Origin of the sequence: Micromonospora terminaliae (assembly GCF_009671205.1) — a bacterium.
Lineage (GTDB): Bacteria > Actinomycetota > Actinomycetes > Mycobacteriales > Micromonosporaceae > Micromonospora > Micromonospora terminaliae.
This window is the reverse complement of record NZ_CP045309.1, coordinates 4590092-4611880: the sequence shown is the minus strand read 5'-3', so window position 1 is coordinate 4611880 and position 21789 is coordinate 4590092. Positions and strand designations below refer to the sequence as shown.

Below are 21789 nucleotides of genomic sequence, written 5' to 3'. Positions count from 1 at the left end.
AGGAGACGAACAAATGGCAATTGGCACCGTCAAGTGGTTCAACGCTGACAAGGGCTTCGGTTTCATCACCCCCGACGACGGCGGCGCCGACGTCTTCGCCCACTTCTCGGCGATCCAGTCCTCCGGCTACCGGAGCCTGGACGAGAACCAGCGGGTCGAGTTCGAGGTGACCCAGGGCCAGAAGGGCCCGCAGGCGGAGAACATCCGTCCGCTCTGATCTTCGGATCATCCGGTAACACCATCGCGCCCCCCGGGCGCGGTGACGGGCCGGTCCGCTGCGCCGCCCACCCGCTCCGCGGGACGTGGCGTGCTGCGGCGGGCCGGCCCGTACCTTTCGGTTCGTGCTTGTGACCACCGGCGAAACGCCGGTGACGCGCCGCTTCCCGGCGCCCTTCCTCGACACGTGCCGCGTCGAGGAAGGCTTTTTCGCATGACCATGACCATTCCCACCTTCGCTGCCACCGGCCTGGCCCCGGCGCTGGTCCGCGAACTGACCGCGCAGGGCATCACCGAGCCGTTCCCGATCCAGGCGGCGACCCTGCCGGACTCGCTGGCCGGCCGCGACGTGCTCGGCCGCGGGCGCACCGGCTCGGGCAAGACGCTGGCCTTCGGGCTGCCGCTGCTGCACCGCACGGCCGGCCGCCGTGCCCGCCCCGGCCGTCCGCTGGCGCTCGTGCTGGTGCCCACCCGCGAGCTGGCCCAGCAGGTCACCGCGGCGCTCACCCCGTACGCCCGGGCGCTCGGGCTGCGCTGCGCCACCGTGGTCGGCGGGCTTTCCCTCCAGCGGCAGGCGGACGCGCTGCGTGCCGGCGCCGAGGTGCTGGTGGCGACCCCGGGTCGGCTGCACGACCTGATCGACCGGCGGGACGCCCGGCTCGACGAGGTGGCCGTCACGGTGCTCGACGAGGCCGACCAGATGGCCGACATGGGCTTCCTGCCGCAGGTCACGAAGCTGCTGGAGCAGGTCGCCCCGAACGGCCAGCGGATGCTCTTCTCGGCCACCCTGGACGGCGGCGTGGACAAGCTGGTCCGCCGCTTCCTGGACCGCCCGGTCTCGCACTCCGTCGACCCGGGCACCGCCACGGTGACCGCGATGACCCACCACGTGCTGCACGTCGAGGCGGAGGACAAGCCGGCCGCGCTGGCACACATCGCCGCCCGCGAGGGCCGCACCATCCTGTTCATGGCGACCAAGCACCGCGCCGACCGCGTCGCCCGCCAGCTACTGGCCAAGGGGGTACGCGCGGCCGCGCTGCACGGCGGCAAGACCCAGCCGCAGCGCACCCGGATCCTGGAGCAGTTCCGCACCGGCCAGGTCACCGCGCTGGTGGCGACCGACGTGGCGGCCCGGGGCATCCACGTCGACGGGCTGGACCTGGTGGTCAACGCCGACCCGCCCACCGAGGCGAAGGACTACCTGCACCGGGGCGGGCGGACCGCCCGGGCGGGGGAGTCGGGCACGGTGGTCACCCTGGTCCTGCCGGAGCAGCGCCGTGACGTCTCCCGGCTGATGTCCGTGGCCGGCATCACCCCGCACACCGCCCGGGTACGCCCCGGCGACGACGAACTGGCCCGCGTCACCGGCGCCCGCCAGCCCACCGGCGTCCCGGTCAGCATCAGCCCGCCGCCGGCGCCGCACCCCGCGCCCGCCTCCCGCCCGGCCCGGTCCCGCCGCCCGCGCCGCCGAGGCTGATCCTCCGCTCCAGCACGGCGAGGTGGCGGCATCCCGGCCTGCCGGACACCGCCACCTCGCCGAGCCGGAGTCGATCAGGTGCGGGCCGCGTCGCACCCGCGGCCCGATCCAGCCGGACGGTCAGGACGCCGCGGCGCGGTCGGCCAGCAGGTCGGCGAGGGTGGTCCGGTCGACCACGAGGGCGATCGCGCCGTCCACCGCCAGCCACACGTCCCGCAGCCCGGCGGCCACCCCGTGGTAGCCGGCGTGGTCGGCGGGCATGCCCCGGACGCTGGTCAGCGCGCCGCCCACCGCCCGCAGCACGTCGCCCACGCTGATGTCGGCGGGCGGCCGGGTGAGCGCGTACCCGCCCTCGGTGCCGCGGTGACTGTGCAGCAGCCCGGCCCGGCGCAGGTCGAGCAGGATGCCCTGGAGGAAGCTGAGCGGGATGTCCTGGCGCTCGGCCAGGCTCGCCGCCTTGACCAGCTCGCCGCCCCCGTACCCCCCGTCGCCGGTGGACCCGGCGGCGTCGGCGACGGCGAGCATGGCCCGGAGCGCGTAGTCGGCGCGCGCGGAGACGTACACGACGTCAGTTGCCAGCCTGGTCCAGCACGCCCCAGCGGCGGCGGATTGCCTTGTCGGCCGCGCCGAACGCGGCGTCCACCACGATGCCCACCACGAGGATGACGATCATGATGGCCATCAGCCGGGTGGCCTCGCTCAGCTCCCGGGCATAGGTGAGCTGCGCGCCGATCGACGTCCGGGTGGCGATGACCACCAGCAGCTCGCCCGCCATGAGGCTGCGCCAGGCGAACGCCCAGCCCTGCTTGAGCCCGGCCACGATGGCCGGCAGCGCGGCCGGCGCGATCACGTACCGGTAGAGGTTGAGCCCGCGGGCGCCGAGGTTGCGACCGGCCCGGACGAGCAGCGGCGGCACGTAGTCGACGCCGTGGATGACGCCGTTGGCGACGGACGGCGCCGCGCCGAGCACCACCACGAAGAAGATGGCCTGCTCGCTGAGCTGGAACAGCAGGATCGCGAGGGGGAACCAGGCGATCGACGGCATGGTCTGCAGCGCGGTGATCATCGAGCCGATCGCGGCGCGGAGCACCTTCACCCGGGCCACGGCCAGGCCGAGCAGCAGACCGACGGCGACCGCGGCCGCGAAGCCCACGGCGGCCCGCCGTGCCGTGGTGGCGAGGCCCTCCCAGAGCGCCGAGCTGAGCGCGTAGTGGCCCAGGTCCGCGAAGACGGGCACCGGACCGGGCAACGCCCAGGGGTCCTTCCAGCCGGTCCAGACCACGGCCTGCCAGAGCGCGATGGCCAGGGCCAGCGCGGCCAGCTTGGGCCAGGTGGCCGACCAGGTCCGGCGCAGCGGGGACGGCGCCTTCTCCCGCCCCGCGATCTCCAGAGCGTCGAGGCCGGAGATCTCCGCGTCGGTACGCGGCGCCCCGGCGAGGGTGTCACTGGCCATGGCGGCCCACCTCCGTACGCAGCCGGTCGGTGACCTCGGCGGCGATGGCCGCGATCTCCGGCGAGTCGATCCGCCGGGGCCGCGGCACGTCGACCCCGGTGGAGTAGATGATCCGGCCGGGCCGGCTGGAGAGCAGGATGATGCGGTCGGCGAGCCGGGCCGCCTCGCGGACGTTGTGCGTCACGAAGAGCACGGTGAGCTTCCGCTCGGACCAGATCCGTTCCAGCTCGTCGTGCAGGATGTCCCGGGTCATGGCGTCGAGCGCGCCGAACGGCTCGTCCATGAGCAGCACCGGGGTGTCCAGGGCGAGGGTGCGGGCCAGCGCGACCCGCTGCCGCATGCCGCCGGAGAGCTGGTGCGGGCGCTTGCGGCCGAAGTCGGACAGGTGGACGGTGCGCAGCAGCTCGGCGACCCGGGCCTTGCGCTCGTCCCGGGGCAGCCCGCGCAGCTTGAGCGGCACCTCGACGTTGGCCTCGACGGTGAGCCACGGGAAGAGCGCCGGCTCCTGGAACATCAGGCCGGGGTTCACCCCCTCGCCCAGCTCGATCCGGCCGCCGCTGGCCCGGTCCAGGCCGGCCACCAGGTTGAGCAGCGTGCTCTTGCCACAGCCGGACGCGCCGACCAGGCAGACGAACTCGCCGGGGGCGACGTCCAGCGACACCCCGTCCAGCGCCAGGACGGCCTGTTCGCCCTGGCCGTACACCTTGGTCACGCCGCGCAGCGCGACCGAGCCGGTCGCGCTGCGCGGGGTCGTCGTGGTCGACGTCACGGCTGGACGACCTCGGCCTTGCCCTGGGCCTTGAGCACCTCGTTGAGGTACTTCAGGTCGTAGAGGCCGTTCAGGTCGACCGGCTGGGTCAGCCCGACCGCGACGGCGTGGTCCAGGCCGGTCTTCAGCGAGGACGGGATCGGGTCGTTGGTGAACTCCAGCGTCGGCCAGGCCTGCTTGATCAGCTTGAGGTCCAGCGGCTTGCCGGTGATCTTGCCGATGTGGTCGGAGATGGCCTGCTGGGCCTCGTCCGGCTTGCTGTTGACGAACTCGTTGGCCGCGACCTGCCCCTCGACCAGCTTCTTCACCACGTCCGGGTGCGCCTTGAGGAACTTGGTGCTGACCAGCAGGTTGGTGATGACGAACTTCTTGTCCGGCCAGAGGTCGCGCTCGTCGACCAGCACCTTGCCGCCCGCGTTCACCAGCCGGGAGACGAAGGGCTCGGGCACCCACGCGCCGTCGATGGCGCCGCTGCCGAAGGTCTCGACGGTCTGCGCGTTCTCCTGGGGGACCACCTTGACGTCGCCGCCGCCCTCCTTGGTGGTCTGCAGGCCCTTCTCCTTGAGCCAGTAGCGCAGCGCGACGTCCTGGGTGTTGCCGAGCTGCGGGGTGGCGATCTTCTTGCCGCGCAGCTGCTCCGCGGAGGTGATCCCCGGCTTCACGACCAGCGCCACGCCGCCGGACGCGGCGCCGGACACGACCCGGACCGCCTCGCCCTTCGACTTCGAGAAGGCGTTCACGGTCGGGTTCGGACCGATGTACGTGGCGTCGAGCGCGCCGGAGAAGACCGCCTCGATGGCCGCCGGGCCGGCGTTGAACGTCTTGGTCTCCAGCGTGACGTTGCCGCCCAGCTTCTCCTTGAAGATGCCCTTCTCCACGCCGACGACGGCCGGCGCGTGGGTGATGTTCGGGAAGTAGCCGAGGCGCAGGGTCACCGGACCGGAGCCGCCGGCGGCTTCGTCGCTGTCGTCGCCGCAGGCCGCGGTGGCGCCCAGGGTGGCCGCGCCGACCACGGCGAGGGTGGCCAGGGTGACCAGGCGGCGGAAGGGGAGCCGTCTCATCGTGTATCCAATCCGCAGTATTCCTACTTAGTTGGTAGGAAGACTGGGGCAGGCGCCGGGCGGCGTCAAGACCCTGCCACCATCCGGGACGCGCGACCTGGGGATTGTCGACAATTCCCACCTGTTCGGTGGAGATGGCGACGCCGGTCGGCCCCCGCCCGGCACCGCCGTCCGGTGGGCCCGCGCACACCGCCGGTGCGCGCGCTGCGGACGCGTTAGGGTCGATCACGTGCCGACGCGGAGAGCGAGAATTCCAGCGACGAAATACCCGGTCGAGCGGTTCACCCTCGACAACGGCCTGCGGGTGGTGCTCACCCCCGACCGCAGCGCCCCGGTCATCGGGGTGGCGGTGGTCTACGACGTCGGCATCCGCTCCGAGCCCGAGGGCCGCACCGGCTTCGCCCACCTCTTCGAGCACCTGATGTTCCAGGGTTCGGAGAACCTCGAGAAGCTGGCCCACTTCCGGCACGTCCAGGGCGCCGGCGGCACCTTCAACGGCTCCACCCACCTGGACTACACCGACTACTACGAGACCCTGCCCAGCAACGCGCTGGAGCGGGCGCTCTTCCTGGAGGCCGACCGGATGCGCGGCCCCCGGCTGACCGAGGAGAACCTGCGCAACCAGGTCGACGTGGTCAAGGAGGAGATCCGGGTCAACGTGCTCAACCGGCCGTACGGCGGGTTCCCCTGGCTCACCCTGCCGCCGGTCATGTTCGACACCTTCCCCAACGCCCACGACGGCTACGGCTCCTTCGACGACCTGGAGTCGGCCACCGTCGGCGACGCGGCCGACTTCTTCCGCCGCTACTACGCCAGTGGCAACGCGGTCCTGGCGGTCAGCGGGGACGTCGACGTGGCCGAGGCGACCGCGCTGATCGAGCGGCACTTCGGCGACGTGCCGGCCCGGCCCGCCCCGGACCGCCCCGACTTCGCCGAGCCCGACCTCACCGCGGAGCGGCGCACCTCGTACACCGATCAGCTGGCCCCGCTGCCGGCGGTGGCCGGGGCCTGGCGGGTGCCCGACCCGGTGACCGACTTCGCCGGCTACCTGCCCTACGTGGTGCTGGCCGAGGTGCTCACCGACGGCGACGCCTCCCGGCTGGTCGAGCGGCTCGTCCAGCGGGACCGCTCGGTCACCAGCCTCGGCGGCTACCTCGGCTTCATGGGCGACCCGTTCGACGTGCGCGACCCCACGGCGCTGCTGCTGCAGGCGCACCTGCCGCCCGGTGGCGACGTCGACAAGGTGCTGCGCACCGTCGACGAGGAACTGGACCGGCTGGCCACCGACGGGCTGACCGAGGGGGAGCTGGCCCGGACCCAGGCCCGGATGGCCACCCACCTGCTGCGGGACACCGACGCGGTGCTCGGCCGGGCGCTGCGGATGGCCGTCCTGGAACAACAGCGCGGCGAGCCGGGCCTGCTCAACGAGCTGCCCAGACTGGTCGGCGAGGTGACCGACGAGCAGGTCCGCGCCGCCGCCGCCACCCTGCGGCCCGAGCGCCGCGCGTCCATCGAGGTCATCGCCGGAGGTGCGCGATGAGTGCAACCGTCGAGACGGGCACCCGGCCGCTGCCGGCGCTCGGTCCCAACCGCAGGCTCAAGCTGCCCAAGCAGGCCGAGCGCACGCTCGGCAACGGCCTCACCGTGATCGCGGTGCGCCGCAGCGCGATCCCGCTCGTGGAGCTGCGGCTCTGGATGCCGTTCGGGCGTACCCACCTGGCCCGCGGCGGGATGCTCGCGCAGACCCTGCTCTCGGGCACCGAGACGCACACGGCGACCCAGCTCGCCGCCGAGTTGCAGAAGGTCGGCGGCGGGCTCTCCGCCGGCATCGACCCGGACCGGCTCATGCTCTCCGGCGCGGGCCTGGTCACCGGCCTCGACCGGATGCTGGAGCTGCTCGCCGACGTGCTCACCGGGGCCACCTACCCGGCCGACTGGGTGGAGACCGAGCGGGACCGGCTGGTCGACCGGATCCAGGTGGCCCAGAGCCAGCCCGCCCACCTGGCCCGCACCGCGCTGCTCAAGCGGATCTACGGCCGGCACCCGTACGCCGTCCAGACCCCCGAGCCCGACCAGGTGCGCGCCGTGAAGCCGCCGGTGCTGCGCCGGCTGCACGCCGAGCGGGTGCACCCGGCCGGCGCGGTGCTGGTCCTGGTCGGCGACGTACAGCCCGAGCGGGCCCTGGACGCCGCCGAGCGGGCGCTCTCCGGCTGGACGGGGGAGGGGCAGCCCGCCGAGCTGCCGCCCGCGCCGCCGCTGGAGCCCGGGCCGCTGCTGCTTGTCGACCGCCCCGGCTCGGTGCAGTCGTCGCTGCGGATCGCGTTGCCCGCGGTGCCCCGCACACACCCCGACCACGCCGCGCTGCAACTCGCCAACCTGGTCTTCGGCGGCTACTTCTCCTCCCGCTGGGTGGAGAACATCCGCGAGGACAAGGGCTACACGTACGGGCCGCACTCGCTGGTCGAGCACTCGGTGGCCGGGTCGGTGCTGGTGGCCGCCGCCGAGGTGGCCACCGAGGTGACCGCGCCCGCCCTGCTGGAGACCATGTACGAGCTGGGCCGGCTGGCCGCCCTGCCGCCCAAGCCGGACGAGCTGGAGCAGGCCCGCCAGTACGCCCTCGGCACGCTCCAGCTCGGCGCGTCCACCCAGGCCGGGCTGGCGTCGCTGACCAGCGCGTACGCCGGCAACGGGCTACGCCTCGACTTCCTGGCCGAGCACGCCGCCCGGCTGGCCGCGGCGACCGTGGACGACGTTGCCGCGGCGGCGGCCCGCTATCTCGCGCCCGCGCTGGCGGTCACCGTGGTGCTCGGCGACGCCGAGCGGGTGGCCGACAGTCTCGCCACGCTCACTCCCGTTCGCACGGAGTCCACATGACCGGCGAGCCCGCCCCACCGCTGGCCCGGACCACGCTCGACCGGGCGGCCCACCGGCGTACCGACCCGGGCTGGCTCGCCGAGGCATGGGAGCTGGCGCGGGTGCTCGTGCTGGACTCGACCGACGACGGTCGCGCGCTGGTCCGGGGCGAGGCGGCCCCGCCGGAGCTGGTGCTGGTCGGCGCCGGCGAGCTGCCCGAGGTGCCCCGGTCGGTGCCGATGTTCCTGGGCGTCGACTCGGACGGCGTGCCGGTCTTCGCGGTGGACGGGCCGCTGCCCGAGCTGGCCGGCACCCGGCGGGTCAGCCTGCGCGAGGTCGGCCACCTGTTGACCGACCGCGACGCCGGGATCTTCACCACGGCGCTGGCGCTGCTCAACTGGCACGTCCGGCACGGTTTCTCCTCGTCGAACGGGCAGGCGACCCAGGTGGACGAGGCCGGCTGGTCGCGCGTCGACGCGAACGGCGGGCGGATCTGGCCGCGTACCGATCCGGCCATGATCGTGCTGGTGCACGACGGCGTGGACGGCCCGGACGGGCGCTGCCTGCTGGGCAACAACGCCACCTGGCCGAGCACCCCGGGCGAGCGCCGCTACTCCTGCCTGGCCGGCTACGTCGAGCCGGGGGAGTCGGCCGAGGCCGCCGTGCTGCGGGAGGTCCGCGAGGAGGTCGGCGTCGAGGTCGAGGAGATCGGGTACGCGGGCAGCCAGTCCTGGCCGTTCCCCGGTTCGCTGATGCTGGGCTTCCTGGCCCGCGCCGACGCCGACGCGCCGATCCGGCTGGACCCGGCCGAGATCGCCCACGCCCGCTGGTTCACCCGGCGGGAGATCGGGGCCGCGCTGGGCGGCCAGCCGGTCCGGGTCGACGGCGGCGACCGCCTGCTGCTCCCGCCGCCGTCGTCGATCGCCCTCTTCCTGGTCCACCGCTGGCTCGACGGCCACTGCTGATCACCCGGGTGGGCCGCGCAGGCGGCTGGGGGCGCGGGCTGGACGCGGTCCCGGCCCGGACCGTCGTTGCCGCGGCGGTCGCGGGCCGGGAACACGGGCCGTCGTGACCGGGGAAGGCGTGGAACGCGGCGGGGGAGCCGGTCCAGTCACGACGGACGTCAGTGGGTCAACTGCCACCCCAGTGGTACGGGTGCTCCGGCGCCAGGTCCTCGATGGGCAGCACCTTGACGCGGTGCCGGCCGGCCCGGACGGCACCCACGGTGGACAGCGCGCGGGCGAGCAGCAGCGCGGCGTCCCGGTCCTCGGCGTGGACGACCTGGCGGCGGGATTCCGGGAGGCTGGTCTCGTCCCGCAGCCGACCGCCACCGGCCCACGCGGCGGCGATGTCGCTCTCGGCGGCGGCACGGATCTCGGTGCGGACGATCAGGAACCGCATGGTGTCCCCCGGTGCGGACGGACGGATGCAGGCTGCAACTTCCACGTCACTCTTGCGTCATGTTACGCCCGCGTGGCGTCCCAGCAAGTGAAACCCGCCTATCGCTCGCGGCATCGACCGATCGGGTGACCCCAGCTCAGCGCACCTGTCGGGATGGACGCGCAAGGGGCCGCCGGCAGCACGCCGACGGCCCCCCGCACCTCGCCGGATCAGTTCAGGTCGAACTGGCCGTTCTTCGCCCCGGCGATGAAGCCGAGCCAGCCGGCCCGGTTGAACAACAGCACCGGCCCGCGCGGGTCCTTGCTGTCCCGCAGCGCCACGGCCCCGGGTCCGGTGCGCAGTGGCGCGACCTCCACGCAGTTCGAGGTCTGGCTGCGGGTGCTCTTGCGCCAGGCGAGGCCGGCGAGCTGCCCGGACGAGCTGTTGCGGATCTCGTTCATGGTTCTGCTCCTGGTCTGGAGTGCTCCGATGGGGACGAGTGACGCCGCAGGCCGGACTCCTCCCCGTGGATCACCGGTCCGTCGTCAGGCGCCCCGAGTCGCGGCGGCGCTGGGTCGGCGCCGTTGCCGGCCCGAACGCCACTGTGGACTCGGCTGCCGTGCCGGTCAGCCGTCCCGTCGCCTCGATCAGCCAGGAGAGGGTGTCCGATGCGGAGAGCGCCGCCGAGCATAGCCACTCGAACACCACTTTATAGCGATTTAGGGTGTTTGCCTCGGTCGACATGACGTCGGTGAACCCACCTTCGATGGCCAACGTCTCCGGATCGAGCGGGTCGGCGAACCGGTAGACCGAGAAGGCGGTCGGTGGGAGGTACCAGTCGCCGACCCGGGTGTCGCGCAGCAACAGGCGCAGGGTCACGTTCGGCAGCAGGGCCAGCTCGCAGAGGTGGACGATCTGCTCGTGCAGCACCTCGGGCGGGCCCGCCCGGTGCCCGAGCGCGGCCTCCTCCAGCACCGCCGTGTAGCGCGGCGCGTCCGGGGAGCGGGTCAGCAGCGACTGGCGGGCCTGCCGGGCGCGTACCTCGGTCTCCGGGTCCTCGATCTCCAGGTCGCCGGCCTCCTCGGCGACCTGAGCCGCGGACATGATCCGGTGCCGGGCGTAGCCCGGGGTCTGCAACAGCCCGGGCACCAGCACCGGGTTGTACTCCGAGATCTCCGCACAGCCCGCCTCCAGCTCGGCGAACCCGCGCTGCTGCTGGGTCATCACCGGGAAGTTGCGCAGCCAGCCGCGCATGTCGCCGGCCTCCTGGGTGATCCCCAGCAGCTCCTCGCGGAGCTCGGCCTCGGCGCCGTAGAGGGTCAGCAGGACACCCACGTCGTCGGGGTCGGGCCGGCTGCGGCCGTTCTCCAGACGCGACAGCTTGGACGCGGAGGCCCAGCCGATCCGCTCGATGACCTGGTCGCCGGTGAGGCCGGCCTGTTCGCGCAGTCGGCGCAGCTCGGTGCCGAGCCTGCGACGGCGCAGGATCGGGCCTGGTGCGGCAGGAGGCACGGTGTCCTCTTTCCCGTGGACCGTCGCAGGACGCGACGGTAACTGTATGAAATTCGCCCCCCACGGTCAGTATGGACGGCGCGACCGGTGTCGGAGGGTCCGGCGGGGGCGTGTCACGCGACAAAAACGGGAGGAAACCGATGCGCACCGTCCTGCGCCGCCCCGACTTCCGCCTGCTCTTCGTCGCGCTGCTGGCGAGCATGGCGGCCGAGTCGATCCTGCTGCTGGCCCTGGCCGTCTGGGTCAAGGACCTCACCGGGTCCGACGGCATGGCCGGGGCGACCATCTTCGCCGTCATCGCGCCCATGGCGCTCGCCCCGCTGGTCGGCTGGGTGGTCGACCGGGTCCGCCGCCGGCCGTTCTTCGTGACCGCCAACCTCGGCACGGCCGTGCTGCTCTGCCCGCTCTTCGCCGTCCACGACCGCGCCGACGTCTGGATGATCTACGTGGTGGCCGCGCTCTACGGGCTGTCGTACATCGCGTTGAGCGCGGTGCTCAGCGGGCTCATCCGGCACCTGGTGCCGAGCGACCTGCTGGCCGACGCCAACGGGGTGCTGCAGACCGTCCGGCAGGGGTTGCGGCTGGTCGGCCCGCTGGCCGGGGCCGGGCTCTACGCCGCGGTCGGCGGCTGGCTGCTGGTCGCCCTGGCCATGTCCGGCTTCCTCACCGCCGCCGCGGTGGTCGGCGTGCTCCGGGTCACCGAAGCCACGCCGGTCCGGCCCGCGCGCCGCTGGCCGGCCGGGCTGGGCGCCGGCCTCCGCCACCTGGCCGGCGACCCCGCGCTGCGCCGGGCCCTGCTCGGGTACGGGCTGGGCTCGCTCATGATGGGCTTCACCGAGTCGCTGATCTTCGCGTACGTCGACCTGGGGCTGGGCCGCGACGCCGCGTTCGTCGGTGTGCTCGTCACCGTGCAGGGGATCGGCGGGCTGGTCGGTGGGCTCGTCTCGGCCGCCGTGGTGCGCCGCGCCGGCGAGGTGGGCGCCCTGGCCGCCGGGGTGACCTTCTTCGGGCCGGCCGCGCTGGCGCTCGCGTACCCCCGGCTCTGGCTCGGCGTGGTGGCGCTGCTGCTGGCCGGGCTCTCCCTGCCGCTGACCATGGTCGGGCTGAACACGCTGATCCAGCGGCGGACCCCGCCGGGGCTGCTGGGCCGGGTCGCGGCCGCCTCCGAGGCGCTGGTCAGCGGCCCGCAGGCGGTCTCCATCGGGTCCGGCGCGCTGTTCGTCGGTGTGTTCGACTACCGCCTGCTCTTCGCCCTGGTCGGGGTGACCACCACGGCCGCCGGCCTCTACCTCTGGCGCGGCCGCCGGCTCACCGCGCCCCGGTCCGTCCTGGTCCACGTGCCGGCTCCGCGCCGCCCGCTCGACCACGAGGTGCTGGCGGCGACGCGCCGGCGCCGGACGCCCTGAGACACGACAGCGGCCGCCCCCGGAACGGGGCGGCCGCTGGTCGCAGCGCGGGCCGGGTCAGCCGGCGAGGCTGGCCAGGTGCTGCTTGACCTGGACGATCGAGGGGTTGGTCAGGGCGCTGCCGTCGTCGAACCGCAGGGTCGGGACGGTCTGGTTGCCGCCGTTGACGCTCATCACGAACTCGGCGGCCTTCGTGTCCTGCTCGATGTCGACCACCTCGTACCCGATGCCCTCCCGGTCGAGCTGCGACTTCAGCCGGTGGCAGTAGCCGCACCACGAGGTGGAATACATCGTCAACATGGTCAGGTCCTCCAAGGGGTGACTCGAGCCCGGTCCGGTCAGGCCAGGCTAGTCGCTGCAACATCGCCGGAGGCTGGAATGATTCCTGGCTGTGGTGGTTCACTCAGCGGCGGAACGGGTGCTGGCCGGCCTCGACCCGGAGCAGCGGTCCGCGGTGACCGCCCCGGCCGGTCCGGTCTGCATCCTGGCCGGCGCCGGGACCGGCAAGACCCGGGCCGTGACCTCCCGGATCGCGCACCGCGCGCTCACCGGCGACATCTCCGCCCGGCATGTGCTGGCGGTCACCTTCACGGCCCGCGCCGCCGCCGAGATGCGAGCCCGCCTCGCCGGGCTGGGCGTGGGCGGTGTGCAGGCGCGCACCTTCCATGCCGCGGCGCTGCGCCAGGTCCGCTACTTCGCGCCCCGGCTGCTGGAGGGCCGGGCCATGCCGGAGCTGCTGGACAGCAAGGTCCGGGTGGTCACCCTGGCCGCCGCCAAGGTGGGCCTGCGGGCCGACCGGGCCGCCGCCCGGGACCTGGCCGGGGAGATCGAGTGGGCCAAGTCGTCGCTGGTCGAGCCGGGTGAGTACGTGGTGGCCGCGGCCAAGGCGCTACGCGAGACCCCACACGAGCCGGCGAAGGTGGCCGAGGTCTTCGCCGCGTACGAGCGGCTCAAGCGCGGCAACGGGGTGATCGACTTCGAGGACATGCTGCGCGCCGCGGTCTGGGGGATCGAGGAGCACGCCGACGTCGCTGAACAGGTCCGCGGCCAGTACCGGCACTTCGTGGTCGACGAGTACCAGGACGTCAACCCGCTCCAGCAGCGGCTGCTGGACGCCTGGCTCGGTGGCCGGGACGACCTCACCGTGGTCGGCGACGCCAGCCAGACCATCTACTCGTTCACCGGGGCCACCTCGTCCTACCTGGTCGACTTCCCGCGCCGCCACCGCAACGCCACGGTGGTCCGGCTGGTCCGCGACTACCGGTCCACCCCGCAGGTGGTGGGGCTGGCCAACGCGGTGATCTCCCAGGCGCGGGGCGCCGAGGCCCGGCTGCGGCTGGAGCTGCACGGCCAGCGCCCGCCGGGCCCCGAGCCCGAGTTGCGGATCTTCACCGACGAGCCGGCCGAGGCCAACGCGGTCGCCGCCCGCTGCCGGGCGCTGGTCGACGGCGGCACCCCGGCCCGGGAGATCGCCGTGCTGTTCCGCACCAACGCGCAGTCCGAGGCGTACGAGAAGGCGCTCACCGAGGCCGGCGTCCCGTACGTCGTGCAGGGGGCGGAACGCTTCTTCGAGCGCCCCGAGGTGCGGCAGGCGATGGTCGCGCTGCGCGCCGCCACGCGGTCCATCCCGGGGGAGACCCCGCTGCCGGCCGCCGTGGTGGAGGGACTGGCCGCGGTCGGCTGGGCGCCCGACGCGCCCCCGGCCGGTGGTGCGGCACGCGAGCGGTGGGAGGCGCTCGCCGCCCTGGTCCAGCTCGCCGAGGAGTACGCGGCGACGCCCGAGGTGGTGCCGATCGGCGAGGCCGCCGCCATCGAGCGCCCCGTCACCCTGGGCGACTTCAACGAGGAGCTGGCCCGGCGGGCCGCACAGCAGCACGTGCCCACCGTGGAGGGGGTGACGCTGGCCTCGCTGCACTCGGCCAAGGGCCTGGAGTGGGACGCCGTCTTCCTGGTCGGGCTGGCCGAGGGCACGCTGCCCACCACGTACGCGAAGACCCCCGAGCAGGTCGAGGAGGAGCGGCGGCTGCTCTACGTGGGAATCACCCGGGCGCGGGAGTGGCTCTGGCTGTCGTACGCGGCGGCCCGCTCGCCCGGCGGCCGGGCCCGGCGGCCGTCCCGCTTCCTGCCGCAGCTGGACCGCTCCGGCGGCGGCGAGCGGGCCGGCGCGGGCGCGGCCCGGCGCACCGAGCGGCGCCGCACCCAGGTCGTCTCCTGCCGGATCTGCGGCGCCACCCTGCTGGCCGGTGCGGACCGGAAGCTGGGCCGCTGCCCGACCTGTCCGTCCGACCTGGACGAGGAGCTGTACGAGCGGTTGCGCGAGTGGCGGCAGCGCGTGGCCGGGGCGCAGAAGGTGCCGGCGTACGTGGTGTTCACCGACGCCACGCTCACCGCGCTGGCCGAGCGGAAGCCCGGCCGCACCGAGGAGCTGGTCGCGATCGCCGGAATCGGCCCCCGCAAACTGGGCCTTTACGGCGATACGGTGCTGGCCCTGGTGGCCGGTGCGGGGGTGGACGAGGTCTGCCCGCAGAAAAGTTTCGAAATCTAGCCGTAAATCGTTTGCCCTCGCCCTGCGGCGAGGAATAGCCTCATGGCACACCTCGCGAGCGGCGCCATTCTGGCTGCTCACGGGGGTTGAGTCCATGGTCGGCACGAGGAGAGACGAGGAGGTGGCACCCGTGGAGATCTTCACCTATGAGCGTCCGGCGGCGATGCCAGCTGCCGTCGCTCCGCTGTCGTCCGTCCGGGTGGCCCTTGCCGCTCGACCGTCGGCTCCGCAGGTGCACCAGGCCCAGGTTCAGGCCGAGCTGAACCTGACCGTCGCGCCGCTGGCGGAGATCGAGGGGACCAGTGGCTTCGCGGGCATGGGCATCGGTGACGTCAAGAAGCGCACGGATGTCCGCGGCGTTCCACCTCGAGGTAGACCGGTCTGATCCACCAGACCACCGGCTCACCTCGAGGCCGCGGAACCCGCACACCGGGATCCGCGGCCTCAGTTTTTTTTGCACCGCCGTAGTGCCGTCAGAAATGCGATCCACGAGATCGAAGTGAGAGAGAGGTGACCGGAGGATGAGTCTGGCGTTGGCCCCGCTCGACGTGAGCGTCGAGGTGGAGGCGAACCTGCCCTGCCGGAAGTTCGACCCCGACCTGTGGTTCTCCGACTCGCCTGCCGAGCTCGAGCTGGCCAAGTCGCTCTGCGGGGACTGCCCGCTGCGCGTCGAGTGCCTCGCCGGCGCGGTGGAGCGGGCCGAGCCCTGGGGCGTCTGGGGCGGCGAGATCTTCGAGCGTGGCGCGGTCGTCCCGCGCAAGCGGCCCCGTGGCCGTCCGCGCAAGGAGGACCTCGCCCGTGACGCCCAGCTCCGGGTCGAGGCGGAGGCGCGACTGGCGGCCAGTGGGCTGTCCGAGTCGCGTAGCTCCGTCCGGCTGGCAGCCTGACACAACCCCGTTCCAACGTCCCCGCCGGTGAACCCACCGGCCGCGAGAAAGCCGAAACCGATGCTGCACCTGCCGAATGGAACCGAGATGCAACTACTCCACGAAGCGTTGTCCCGGGCTCGAATGCGCCGGCCTCAGGCCGGCACCACCACGAGCACTGAGGCAACCAACTCCGCCCGTACCGTCGCCATGCGTGGCCGCAGCCAGTCGGCCCGCGACCTGGGCGTTCTCTAGATCCCTACACCCGGAAGGGGCGGTGACCGTACGGTCACCGCCCCTTCGGCGTGGATCGGTCAGCCCACCGGGGCGAAGCCGGGCAGCCAGCGTTCCAGGATCGCCCGGTAGGGCGCCTTCGCCTCCAGCTGGCAGAGCACCCCGATCGAGCCCAGCGTCACCCGGTGGATCATCAGGTACGACGGGGGCAGGTTGAGCTGGCGGCTGAGCTGGTAGGTGGGGGAGCGGGGGCTGGCCAGCCGGGCCGCCTGGGCACGCAGCCAGGCCCGGGTGAACCGGAACTCGTCCGCGGCGATCGGCTCCAGCATCGGTCGGAGGAAGTCCAGCACCCCCTCGGCGTCGATCGGCTCGGTGGGGCTCACGAAACCCTCGTCCCGCAGCCCGGCGACCACTGCGTCCGCGTCGTCCCGCAGCGCCAGCGCGGCGATCCGGCCGATCGGCTCGGGGGTGCCCTCCGGCATCCGGGCCACCGCGCCGAAGTCGATCACGCCGAGCCGGCCGTCGGGGAGCAGCCGGAAGTTGCCCGGGTGCGGGTCGGCGTGCAGCAGCCCGGCCCGCATCGGCGCGGAGAGGTGCAGCTCGGCCATCAGTCGCCCGGCCTCGTCGCGCTGCTCCTCGGTGCCCTCGCGGATGATCTGTGACAGCGGGGTGCCCTCGACCCACTCGGTGATCAGCACCCGGGGCGCGGCGTCGAGCACCTCGGGGATGTAGATGTCCGGGTCGTCGGCGTACGCGGCCGCGAAGGCGCGCTGCGACTCGGCCTCCAGCTCGTAGTCCAGCTCCTCGGTGATCCGCTCACGCAGCTCGACGAGGAGCGGCTTGACGTCCAGCCCCGGCTGGATCGCGCGGAACATGCCGCCCAGCCGGGAGAGCTGCTTCAGGTCGGCGAGCAGGGCGTCCCCGGCCCCCGGGTACTGGATCTTCACGGCCACGTCCCGGTGGCGCGGGCCGCCGTTCGGCCCGTAGCCCGGGTCGCGCCAGATCGCGCGGTGCACCTGGCCGATGCTGGCCGCGGCGGCCGGGGTGTCGTTGAACTCCACGAACCGATCCCGCCAGTCCGGCCCGAGCTGCTCGGCGAGCACCTTGTGCACGGTCGCCGCGGGCAGCGGCGGGGCGGCCTCCTGGAGCTTGGTGAGCGCCTGCCGGTAGGGCGCCGCGATCTCGTCGGGCAGCGCCGCTTCGAAGACCGACAGGGCCTGCCCGAACTTCATGGCCCCGCCCTTGAGCTGCCCGAGCACGCTGAACAGCTGCTCGGCGGTGCGCTGCTGGATCTCGGCGGAGATGACGTCGGACGCGAGGCCGGTGACCCGCTTGCCCATGCCGAGGACGGTCCGACCGGCGAAACCGAGCGGCAGAGCGGCGAGCTTGGCGGTCCGGGACACGGCCCGGCGCGGGATGTCGGTCACCCGGTCATTGTTACCGACGCGACGGGCCCGCTGCTGCTGTGCGGCCGGGAGCGGATGCGCCAGACCGGATCGGGCGACGCCCCGAGCACCCGCAGGAGGGGTGCGGTGGCCACCGGCGGTGCCGGAACCGCCCGGGCTGCCCGATTTCGACCGCGCAGCCCAGGGTTTCCGGAGTGCCCCCGTCGAGGTGGGTCAACGCCTCGGCCGTCGCGTAGGCCGCCGCGGCCAGCCGGGTGGCCGCCGCGCAGGCCCGGTCGCCGTCGCCGGACGCGAGCTGGGCGGCGAGTGCCGGCCAGTCCGGGTCCCGGTCGGTCCGGTGCAGGTCGAGGCAGTGCAGGCAGGGACCCACCGGCGGGCGGACCAGCGGGCCGACCACCGGCACGCCGCCGCGCAGGTCGACCAGCAGGTGCGGCTGGCGGCGGCGCGCGTACCCGGTGGCGAGCAGGGCCGCCGGGCGGTCCGCGCCGAGCTGGACCACCAGGTCCGCCCGGCCGGGCCGGATCGGCGTGGTCGTCGTGCCGGGCGCGCACCGGGCCAGCGCCGCACGCACCGCCGGCGCCAGGGGACGGCCCAGCTCCGCGCCGGTGACGCCGGTCCCCACCAGGTCACCCGGGCGGACCGGGCCGGCCAGATCGGGTACGACGTGCCCGACCCCGGCCTGCGCCAGCGCGACGGCGATCGCCGCGCCGAGGCGCCCGGCCCCCGTGACCAGGACGCGCGCCGCGCGCCGGCGGCGCAGCAGCCGGGCCGGCGTGCCGGGCAGGGCGGGCGCGGCCAGGGCCAGGGCGTCGGCCTCCCCGGCGAGCCGGGCCCGGACCGGCCCGGTGAGGTCGCGGGGGAGCAGGCTCTGCGCGGGTACGACCAGCGCGGCCGAGCGGAGTGTGTCGAGCAGCATCCGGGCCTCGGCCGGCGGGACCCGTGCGTCGGCGGCGGCGGCGAGCACGGCCCGCTCGCTGCGGGTGCCGTCGAGCAGGTCGAGCAGGCGGGCGGCGCCCGGGCTGGTCACCTCCAGCAGCACGGCCCGGCCGGGTTCCACCCCGAGCTGGAGGGTGTGCCGGTCCCGCCAGAGCCGGGTCAGGCCGGGCAGGAGCGTCGGACGGGCGAGGGGCATCGGGTCGGTCACACCACGAATCGTGACCGTGTCTGCGCTCTCCGTCGATCGTTGTCCACAGGTGCGCCGGGCCCTGGCCAGGGTTGTCCACAGGAAAACCCGGGTTGTCCACAACCCTCCGGTAGCCACTGTCGGGTACGCGACGGGGGAGGGGCGGCAGCCGCCACCCCTCCCCCGTACGACCCGGGCGGGTCAGACCTTGGCCTTGCCCAGGATGCGGTTCACTGTTGTGCCGCACACCGGGCACTTGCCCTTGGCCATGTTCATGCCGGTCTTCGAGACCTCCACGCGGCCCTCGAAGTCCCGCTTCTCCTTGCACTTCACGCAGTAACCGTTGTAGGTCTGGGCCTGGTCGGCCACGGTAGCCCTCCTCGTCTCGTCCACCGGACGCCTCCGGCGGGTTTCCCTGCGGCGGGCCACGCGTGGCGCCGGCGCCGGGGGGTTCTCCGCGATCACTCACATGACCGCTGGTTGGCGGACCCTACCCAGGTCTGGGCGGTTCCATGTCAGCTGTGCGTCGACTCTGTGAGTAAGTCGACGTCGAGAGTGTGCATGCCGCGTTACGTCGGATAAGTCAGTTTCGCGGGGACACGCCGGGTGAATGCCCACAGATCCCCCTTCGGGGCAGCCCCACCGCGACAGCTCTTCCGTAGATCACCTAACGTTGACAGCGGCCCGCAGGTGATGGTCAACTGCCGCGCCAAAGAAATTTTTCAGGACTCCTGACGACCAACCACCATTTTCCGGGCGCGTGTCGTCGTGTTGACTCTTGCGGACCCCTGGTCAGTACGCATTAGCTTTCCCTCGTGACAGTCATCCGAGGCTGCGCGGACCAGTGATGGCCGGGACGCGGAAGCCCGTCGTCGAAGTACGGCGCAGCCAGCGCCGGCGGCGCACGGTGTCCGCGTACCGCGACGGGGAACGCGTCGTGGTGCTCATCCCCGACCAGTTCTCCCGCGCCGAGGAGAGCGAGTGGGTCGACCGGATGCTGGCCCGGCTCGCCGCCCGCGAGGGCCGGCTCGCCCGCTCGGACGCCGAGCTGCTGGCCCGGGCCACCCGACTGATCAGCCTCTACCTTTCCGAGCACGGGGCGGCCGCCATTCCGGCGAGTGTCCGCTGGGTGACCAACCAGAACGGCCGCTGGGGTTCCTGCACCCCCGCCGACCGCACCATCCGGATCTCCCACCGCATCCAGGACATGCCCGACTGGGTGATCGACTACGTGCTGCTGCACGAGCTGGCGCACCTCATCGTACCCAGCCACAACGCCGCCTTCTGGGCCCTGGTCGCCCGCTACCCGAAGAGCGAGCGCGCCCGCGGCTACCTGGAAGGCGTAGCGGCAACCACCGGCGTCCCCCTGACCGACTGACCCGTCGCGCCCCTCCGCGCCCTCTGACGGGTGGCCACGGCGCTGCTGTGCCGGCCGGGGCGGCGGTGGGTGGCGGGGTTAGGGTCGTCGGGTGGCTCGACGTGTGGTGGTGGCGTTGCTCGGCCCGGTCGGGTGGACGCCGCCGGGGATCGATCCGGTGCGGTGGCGCAGCGCGCTCGCCGAGGACGTGGTGGACCTGCTGGCCACACTCAACGAGGTGGAGACCGCGGTGGCCGTGACACCGGCGGACCGCTGGCTGGCCGACGCGGTGGTCTGGCCCGGGACCGCCGTGTACGAGGTCCCCGAACCCACCGCCACCGCGGTGTTCGCGGCGCTGACCGGGTACGACCAGGCGGCCGTCGTGGTGGCCGACGCGCCGGACGTGCCGGGGCTGACCCTCGGCAAGCTGCTCCGGCCGCTGACCAGCCGCCCGGTCGCCGTCGCACCCGTCGAAGGCAACGGGGCGGGACTGCTCGGGGTGGCCGCCCGGCTGCCCGTACCGGAGTGGTTGCCGGCACTCGACCTGGACACCGCGGCGCCGGCCGAGGTGCGTGCCGCCGCCCCGCGCCCCGGGGACGTGGCGGTCACCGCCGGCTGGCGGAGGCTGCGCGGGGCAGCCGACCTGGCCACCCTCGACCCGGCCTTCGAGGGCTGGGAGGCCACCCGGGCGCTGCTCTCCGGTCAACCCGGCTGACGAGCACCCCGAGCCGCGCAGGGCCGCCCAACCGATGAGCGCCCAGAGCTGCGCCGGGGCCCGCACGACTGCTCGTGCGGGCCCCGGCGGACGTGCGGCGTCAGGACTTGTCGTCGTCCTCGCCCGGGGCCTGCTCCTCCGGCGCCCCGGGTGCGGTGAAGTCGAAGTTCGCCAGCTCCTCGTCCAGGTCGCTGGTGGTCGCGGCGAACGCCTCCGGGTTGGCGAAGTCCTCGTCCGACGGGAGCAGGTCGGGGTGGCCCCAGACGGCGTCCCGGCCGGCGATCCCGCGGTGCTCGGTGAGCGCCGACCAGAGCACGGTCGCCTCGCGCAGCCGGCGCGGCCGCAGCTCCAGGCCCACCAGGGCGGCGAAGGTCTGCTCGGCCGGACCGCCGGCGGCCCGGCGACGGCGGAACGCCTCGCCGAGGCGGACCACGTTCGGCAGCCGGTCGCCCGCCGCGCTGTCGACCACGTGGCACACCCAGCCCTCGACCAGGGCGAGGACGGTCTCCAGCCGGGCCAGCGACGCCTTCTGCGCCGGGGTGTCCTCGGGGGTGAAGATGCCCTCCAGGGCGATCGCCTGCATCGACTCCGGGTCGGTCGGGTCGACCCGGCCCATCGCCTCCTCGATCGCCTCCCGGTTGACCCGGATGCCCGCGGCGTAGTTCTCGACCGCGGTGAGCACGTGCCCGCGCAGCCACGGGACGTGCTGAAAGAGCCGCTGGTGGGCGGCCTCGCGCAGGGCCACGTAGAGGCGGACCTCGTCCTCGGGCAGTTCGAGGCCCTCGCCGTACGCCCGGATGTTCGCGGGGACGAGCGCGGCGGTGCCGGCGGGGCCGAGCGGCAGGCCGATGTCGCCGGCGGAGAGCACCTCGGCGGCGAGTGAGCCGAGCGCCTGGCCGAGCTGGCCGCCGAAGAGGGCGCCGCCCAGCGTGGCGACCATCGACTGCATCGGGCCGAGCTGGGCGCGGGCCTCCGGCGGCACCAGGTCGCCCATGGCGCCGACCATCCGGCTGGCGACCGGGTCGCAGAGCTTGCGCCACACGTCGAGGGTCTTGAAGATCCACTCGTTGCGGTTCCAGGCCACCGAGGTGCGGATGCCGGTGGGCCACGAGGTGGCCGGCTCCAGCCAGAGGTCGGCGATGCGCAGCGCCTCCTCCACCGCGTTGCGTTCGAACGGCGAGACCGCCGGGTCGCCGGCGGCGGCGAGCTGGCTCGCGGCGACCTGCCGGGCGAGGTCCCAGTTGACCGGTCCGCTGCCCGGCGCCGAGAGCAGGTGCTGCAACTGCGACATGAACTGCTGCATCTGCGCGGGATCGTTGGGGTCTGGTGGTTGCCCACCCGGGAGCGCGAAGCCGAACGGAATATCAGGCACGACCTCTACGGTACGCGCGCCGCGCCGCAGGTCGCGCGCGTCGG

General features: G+C 73.6%; 23 protein-coding genes. 11 read left to right on the top strand and 12 right to left on the bottom strand.

What is annotated here, in order from left to right; genetic code table 11:
- The first annotated feature begins 13 nt into the window (after nt 1-13).
- Together cspE and GCE86_RS21100 are read left to right on the top strand one after the other, a co-directional pair.
- Complete coding sequence (gene cspE, locus GCE86_RS21105; RefSeq protein WP_107079793.1) at nt 14-217, top strand: transcription antiterminator/RNA stability regulator CspE; 204 nt, start codon at nt 14-16, stop codon at nt 215-217.
- A 213-nt stretch (nt 218-430) separates the two neighbouring features.
- Nucleotides 431-1693 carry a DEAD/DEAH box helicase gene (locus GCE86_RS21100; RefSeq protein ID WP_154228554.1) on the top strand — a complete coding sequence of 421 codons (1263 nt, stop codon included), beginning with the start codon at nt 431-433 and terminating at the stop codon, nt 1691-1693.
- Between the two features lie 120 nt (nt 1694-1813).
- On the opposite strand, the gene GCE86_RS21095 is transcribed toward GCE86_RS21100, so the two are convergent.
- From GCE86_RS21095 to GCE86_RS21080, 4 genes are read right to left on the bottom strand one after another with little or no spacing between them, the layout of a single operon-like run.
- Complete coding sequence (locus GCE86_RS21095) at nt 1814-2257, bottom strand: RrF2 family transcriptional regulator (RefSeq protein ID WP_154228553.1); 444 nt, start codon at nt 2255-2257, stop codon at nt 1814-1816.
- Between the two features lie 4 nt (nt 2258-2261).
- Nucleotides 2262-3146, bottom strand: a complete 885-nt coding sequence (locus GCE86_RS21090; protein WP_154228552.1) for an ABC transporter permease — start codon at nt 3144-3146, stop codon at nt 2262-2264.
- On the bottom strand, nt 3136-3915 hold the full coding sequence (locus GCE86_RS21085) for an ABC transporter ATP-binding protein (protein WP_154228551.1): 780 nt from the start codon (nt 3913-3915) through the stop codon (nt 3136-3138). Before GCE86_RS21085 ends, GCE86_RS21090 begins: the two co-directional genes overlap by 11 nt.
- Nucleotides 3912-4976, bottom strand: a complete 1065-nt coding sequence (locus GCE86_RS21080; RefSeq protein WP_154228550.1) for an ABC transporter substrate-binding protein — start codon at nt 4974-4976, stop codon at nt 3912-3914. Before GCE86_RS21080 ends, GCE86_RS21085 begins: the two co-directional genes overlap by 4 nt.
- 229 nt (nt 4977-5205) lie before the next feature.
- Here GCE86_RS21080 and GCE86_RS21075 point away from each other — a divergent pair, with 229 nt between their 5' ends.
- From GCE86_RS21075 to nudC, 3 genes are read left to right on the top strand one after another with little or no spacing between them, the layout of a single operon-like run.
- A complete protein-coding gene (locus tag GCE86_RS21075) occupies nt 5206-6516 on the top strand; it encodes a M16 family metallopeptidase (protein ID WP_154228549.1) in 1311 nt (436 codons plus the stop codon).
- Nucleotides 6513-7850 carry a M16 family metallopeptidase gene (locus GCE86_RS21070; RefSeq protein WP_154228548.1) on the top strand — a complete coding sequence of 446 codons (1338 nt, stop codon included), beginning with the start codon at nt 6513-6515 and terminating at the stop codon, nt 7848-7850. Before GCE86_RS21075 ends, GCE86_RS21070 begins: the two co-directional genes overlap by 4 nt.
- On the top strand, nt 7847-8794 hold the full coding sequence (gene nudC / locus GCE86_RS21065; protein WP_154228547.1) for an NAD(+) diphosphatase: 948 nt from the start codon (nt 7847-7849) through the stop codon (nt 8792-8794). Before GCE86_RS21070 ends, nudC begins: the two co-directional genes overlap by 4 nt.
- Before the next feature lie 166 nt (nt 8795-8960).
- Here nudC and GCE86_RS21060 read toward each other — a convergent pair whose 3' ends face one another.
- From GCE86_RS21060 to GCE86_RS21050, 3 genes are all read right to left on the bottom strand, one after another.
- Nucleotides 8961-9230 (bottom strand): hypothetical protein, encoded by a 270-nt coding sequence (locus GCE86_RS21060; protein WP_154228546.1) that lies wholly within the window; start codon nt 9228-9230, stop codon nt 8961-8963.
- A gap of 209 nt (nt 9231-9439) precedes the next feature.
- The gene (locus tag GCE86_RS21055; RefSeq protein WP_154228545.1) at nt 9440-9670 is read right to left on the bottom strand and encodes a DUF397 domain-containing protein; all 231 of its coding nucleotides are present in this window, start codon (nt 9668-9670) and stop codon (nt 9440-9442) included.
- Nucleotides 9671-9740: 70 nt separating this feature from the next.
- On the bottom strand, nt 9741-10721 hold the full coding sequence (locus GCE86_RS21050) for a helix-turn-helix domain-containing protein (protein ID WP_154228544.1): 981 nt from the start codon (nt 10719-10721) through the stop codon (nt 9741-9743).
- 140 nt (nt 10722-10861) lie between these two features.
- Between GCE86_RS21050 and GCE86_RS21045 the strand changes: the two genes are divergently transcribed.
- Nucleotides 10862-12127 carry an MFS transporter gene (locus GCE86_RS21045; RefSeq protein WP_154228543.1) on the top strand — a complete coding sequence of 422 codons (1266 nt, stop codon included), beginning with the start codon at nt 10862-10864 and terminating at the stop codon, nt 12125-12127.
- Nucleotides 12128-12184: 57 nt separating this feature from the next.
- On the opposite strand, the gene GCE86_RS21040 is transcribed toward GCE86_RS21045, so the two are convergent.
- Complete coding sequence (locus GCE86_RS21040) at nt 12185-12427, bottom strand: mycoredoxin (RefSeq protein WP_091263090.1); 243 nt, start codon at nt 12425-12427, stop codon at nt 12185-12187.
- A 91-nt stretch (nt 12428-12518) separates the two neighbouring features.
- On the opposite strand from GCE86_RS21040, the gene GCE86_RS21035 reads away from it, so the two are divergent.
- The 3 genes from GCE86_RS21035 (at nt 12519) to GCE86_RS21025 (ending at nt 15559) form a co-directional block, all read left to right on the top strand.
- Nucleotides 12519-14672: an ATP-dependent DNA helicase UvrD2 gene (locus tag GCE86_RS21035; RefSeq protein WP_154228542.1), complete on the top strand. Its 2154-nt coding sequence runs from the start codon at nt 12519-12521 to the stop codon at nt 14670-14672.
- A 130-nt stretch (nt 14673-14802) separates the two neighbouring features.
- The gene (locus GCE86_RS21030; protein ID WP_154228541.1) at nt 14803-15057 is read left to right on the top strand and encodes a hypothetical protein; all 255 of its coding nucleotides are present in this window, start codon (nt 14803-14805) and stop codon (nt 15055-15057) included.
- 136 nt (nt 15058-15193) lie between these two features.
- A complete protein-coding gene (locus GCE86_RS21025) occupies nt 15194-15559 on the top strand; it encodes a WhiB family transcriptional regulator (protein WP_091262418.1) in 366 nt (121 codons plus the stop codon).
- Between the two features lie 293 nt (nt 15560-15852).
- Here the strand turns inward: GCE86_RS21025 and GCE86_RS21020 are convergent, their stop codons facing one another.
- The 3 genes from GCE86_RS21020 to GCE86_RS21010 all read right to left on the bottom strand — a co-directional run bounded on the left by GCE86_RS21020 (nt 15853) and on the right by GCE86_RS21010 (nt 18670).
- Entirely contained in the window at nt 15853-17199 is a 1347-nt protein-coding gene (locus GCE86_RS21020) for an ABC1 kinase family protein (protein WP_154228540.1), read from the bottom strand.
- 10 nt (nt 17200-17209) lie between these two features.
- Complete coding sequence (locus GCE86_RS21015) at nt 17210-18310, bottom strand: TOMM precursor leader peptide-binding protein (RefSeq protein ID WP_154230612.1); 1101 nt, start codon at nt 18308-18310, stop codon at nt 17210-17212.
- 192 nt (nt 18311-18502) lie between these two features.
- Nucleotides 18503-18670, bottom strand: coding sequence for a DUF5679 domain-containing protein (locus GCE86_RS21010; protein ID WP_012014940.1), 168 nt, complete (start codon nt 18668-18670; stop codon nt 18503-18505).
- Between the two features lie 478 nt (nt 18671-19148).
- Here GCE86_RS21010 and GCE86_RS21005 point away from each other — a divergent pair, with 478 nt between their 5' ends.
- Together GCE86_RS21005 and GCE86_RS21000 are read left to right on the top strand one after the other, a co-directional pair.
- Nucleotides 19149-19679, top strand: coding sequence for a M48 metallopeptidase family protein (locus GCE86_RS21005; RefSeq protein WP_154228538.1), 531 nt, complete (start codon nt 19149-19151; stop codon nt 19677-19679).
- 91 nt (nt 19680-19770) lie between these two features.
- Complete coding sequence (locus tag GCE86_RS21000) at nt 19771-20373, top strand: hypothetical protein (protein WP_154228537.1); 603 nt, start codon at nt 19771-19773, stop codon at nt 20371-20373.
- A 100-nt stretch (nt 20374-20473) separates the two neighbouring features.
- Here the strand turns inward: GCE86_RS21000 and GCE86_RS20995 are convergent, their stop codons facing one another.
- Entirely contained in the window at nt 20474-21676 is a 1203-nt protein-coding gene (locus tag GCE86_RS20995; protein ID WP_167537106.1) for a zinc-dependent metalloprotease, read from the bottom strand.
- Between the last annotated feature and the right edge of the window lie 113 nt (nt 21677-21789).